3 protein-coding genes are annotated in these 3610 nt (G+C 52.3%); all 3 read right to left on the bottom strand.

All coding sequences use genetic code 11. The features are described 5' to 3' along the window. Window positions 1-594: hypothetical protein (locus tag ACP7IZ_RS13565; RefSeq protein ID WP_426849677.1), on the bottom strand; the 594-nt coding region annotated here is incomplete at its 3' end. Window positions 595-1286: 692 nt separating this feature from the next. Further along, window positions 1287-1883: a hypothetical protein gene (locus ACP7IZ_RS13570; RefSeq protein ID WP_426849679.1), complete on the bottom strand. Its 597-nt coding sequence runs from the start codon at window positions 1881-1883 to the stop codon at window positions 1287-1289. Between the two features lie 406 nt (window positions 1884-2289). Then, window positions 2290-3579: a P-type conjugative transfer protein TrbL gene (gene trbL, locus ACP7IZ_RS13575; protein WP_426849681.1), complete on the bottom strand. Its 1290-nt coding sequence runs from the start codon at window positions 3577-3579 to the stop codon at window positions 2290-2292. Window positions 3580-3610: the final 31 nt, after the last annotated feature.

The raw sequence follows: 3610 nt of genomic DNA on the forward strand, positions 1-3610 counted from the left end.
GGCGTCTGTGCTGGCCTGTCGATCGTTCTCGATGGCGGCTTGTGTCGCCAGAGTTTGGGCCATAGCCATTTGTGTTTGCTGGGTTTTCAGCAGTTGTGAGGCTATCTGCCCCTGCAATTCATTGCTGACCATCATGGCGCCATGTGCGCCTACGGTGGTGGTCGAGGCCCGCTGCATTTCGTGAATATTGCTACTATCGCTGCTTAACTGGCTCTGCTGTTCAGATAACAGGGTTTTCAGTGTCGATAGCTGCTGGCTGGCGGCGGAATAGTCATTCCGCAATGTCTGATTCAGTTGGCTAACACGCCCAACGGAATACGCACCTGTTTGCAGGCGGCTGATAATCCCATCCAGATTTCCGCCGGTCAGTGCTTGGCCGCTGCCTATGTTCCGCAGGCTTTCGACCTCTCCCAAGTCGGCATAAAGCTCACTTTTCACCCGCTGTAGTTCATCCAGCATAGAAGCGAGCTGCTGCGCCCATCGGACGGTTTCCGTTTCTTCCTGCGTGCATTTCGGGCAGTCTGTAATGATTTGAGCGTAAGACTGCTGCGGCATTGCCAATAAAAATGGCAAAAGGAAAAATAATTTTTTCATTTTTGAAAAAACCTTATCAGCTTTTACTTTTTTATCGTCCTTATGTTATTTGCATATTAGTACTTCAACTTTCTAAAATCAATAAAATTGCATATTCATTATTTTCAAAAACCTGTAACGAAACTAAAAATTTCTAATTTTTATTTGTTTTTAACTTTGGCGCGCAAACCGCTCTGCAATTTCATGGAACGCGGGAACGCGGCCAGAAACCCGAACCTTGATTGGAGCCTCAACCATAAAAACCACCTTCCAACCGTCGAGCATGAAATGCGAGTAAGTCCGTTGCCCGGTACCGGGCAACACATCTTGCCTATTCGATTTTGTTCCATCTCGTTCCTAAACGGCCCGAAATGGCCCGAAGAACGAAAAGGAATGAAAAAGAATGAAAAGGAACGACTTTCGGGCCGATTAGGGCCATTTCGGGCCGTTTGAGGCCGAGTAGGGCCGAGTTTTTTTGGTTTTCATGCTTCGGGCCATTGGGGGCCAAGTCGGGCTGTTTAAGACAAAACTCGAATAGGCAAGATATGTTGCCCCGGACGGGGCAACGGCCTTACTCGCATTTCATGCTCGACGGGTTTGGATGGGCTCCAAACAAGCGTTTCTGACCTAACCGCAAGCTGTTGCGATTAGGTGGACAGACCTTTCCCGTCTGCTCCCCTTCAATGCCTTTTCTGTCGTTGCGGTTAGGTCAGTCAGACCGGTCGAGAGACCCTTAAACACCATTCGATCATGTCCGAATGGCTCATAGTCGGTTCATGTCTCACCTGATCTCTTGGAGTAAATATATCTTTAGGGGGGTTCTCCGCATCCGTTGCGGTTAGGTCGTGGAAAAGTCCACGAGCTGCCCGGCCCACCGCAGCAGCTTTCCTCTTGGCCGCCTCATGAGCTTTACGAGCTGTGGCAGCAACAATGGCCGCAGCTCTCTGGGCAGCCGTCACCATAACTTCATATAGATTGCTGGTTCTGACTTTCTTTCCCCTCTCCCGGTCATAGACATATCGGGGAGTGACACGCAGCAGGCCCAACCTCTCGGCCTCATTAAGAGCCGCCCATACCGTCCGTTCTGATACGTTGGCTTTCCGCGCTACGGCAGCATGAGAGGGATATAAGGCGCAGTCTGGCCCCATCATGTCGATAAACGCACGCAGGGCAATGCGCTTGGTGCCTTTGAAGTGTCCTTCCGCCGCCAGTCTCTCCATATCGGACAGAAACAGGCCCTTCAGCGTATGCCGGGGAATGGCGTTCTGGTTGTGAGAAAGAGCAGGAACTCTATTTTTTACAGTCGTCACGGTCGATCTTTCGACCCGGAGAGCCTATCTTCTCTTGAGGGGAAACCCTGTTCGGGTTATCTCTTACCCCTCGGAAGTAGCAGGCCCACCGGGTTAGTCGCTTGGGGTGGGTTTGTTGGAAGGCTCGGTGTTGCTAGCACCGGGCCTTCCCCGTTTCTGGGGCATAGATTTCTCTGGATTTGCTCCAAAAGCAAGCCCCCTACCCTTTCTTGGGTATAATTTTTTCCCTGACACTTTCCTTGCGTGTTTCTAAAAACTGTCGATTTGACATATAGAAATATGACATTTTCTAAAAATGCCTCATTCCATATGGGCTTTTTGTCTTACTATTATCGTGCGTTTCTAACTTTCATATATTTTTTGCCATACTGTAGTGGTACATTTTGATAAAACACGTTTTGTAACCTCAAGAAATCGAATTTTCTTCTGATTGCTGCGGGCCTTGGGGGGATGGTGGGGGCGGTGCATTGTTCCGCACCATATAGGCCGCCAAACGCCCGCTTAATGTGCCACCGTGGATTCCTGTGCCTGTCATGCGCCCATAGGCATTTTGGGCAACTGCACGGCCAATCTGACCAAGCGCAGCCCCTGCAGACCCGGCAGGAGACAGTTTAGCGCCCCCACCAGATCCACTATTTCCGCTATCTCCACCCACTTGCGCGGCACTGGCGGCATCGCTTGCTGCACTGGCTCCGGGGCCAAAGCTGCCACCAGCTCCGCCACCAGAGACGCTTTGACCAAGACCAGAAATCGCGCTCTGTGCCCCTTCTCCAAGGGCGCCAGAGGCTGCCATAACGCCAGCGCCGCCCACTGCTGCGGTTGCTGCCGCGATACCGGCCTGAGCAAAGCCCTTGAGGGCCTCGGCTGCGGTGGAGCCAGTGGCCGCGCCTGAAATCACCTGTTGGGCCAGATTGGGGAGTGACTGGACGAGATAGACAAACACCCCAACCACCGCCATCGCCACGAAAATATCCTGATATTCCGCATAACTGGCGCTCGCCCACTTGTCGATGATGCCCCATCCCGTGGACAAGATGAGTTCCATCACCAGCAATTTAGCGCCGATCCCCAGGGCGAGCATAAAGCTCTTGGTCGCAAGATCGCGTGTCCATTCCGATCCGCCAAACCCGGTCATGAGGACGGCTGCGGACAGGATTAGATACATCTCGCATAGTGCCACCACCAGAAGGCCCGAAACCCATACGAACGCCAGCACGATCACAACGCAGCATAGAGCGACCAAGGCCCCATTAAACGGGTTCCAACTGCTCGCCATCTGCGAGATGGCTTCTGCAATGCGTAGGCCAGCCGTAAACACGTTGCCCGGCATGATCTGGGTGGAACTGCCTGCCTGTCTGAAGCTTTGGACAATATCCAAGCTGAACTCATAGGAATGTTCCATCAACCATGCGTAGATTCCGATAAAGAAAATCTGCCGGACAAGATGCGCGGTCCATTCCTGAAAATCCGCCCCCTGTATCCCGAGGCGGATGCTCGATCCGGCGAACTGGATGGCGGCCAAAATCCAAAAGAGACTTGTCGCATACGTCAGCATTTTTGCGGCTATCTCGGTGCCGGAAGCCTGATATTGGGCAACGATACTGGATATTTCCGACCCATCCGCAGCATGGGCCGGGTTGACGCAAAAAACAGCCGCACACACAACGGCCAAGAGCAGAAAATTACGGCTTTTCATCTCAAAACCCCTTGTTGTCGTATTGGAGTTT

This window comes from Acetobacter sp. AAB5 (assembly GCF_050106715.1).
Classification (GTDB): Bacteria; Pseudomonadota; Alphaproteobacteria; order Acetobacterales; family Acetobacteraceae; genus Acetobacter; species Acetobacter oryzifermentans.

Bases quoted from the DNA above. Each gene is read 5' to 3' on its own strand.
- trbL (WP_426849681.1), bottom strand. From the start codon at position 3,579: ATGAAAAGCCGTAATTTTCTGCTCTTGGCCGTTGTGTGTGCGGCTGTT.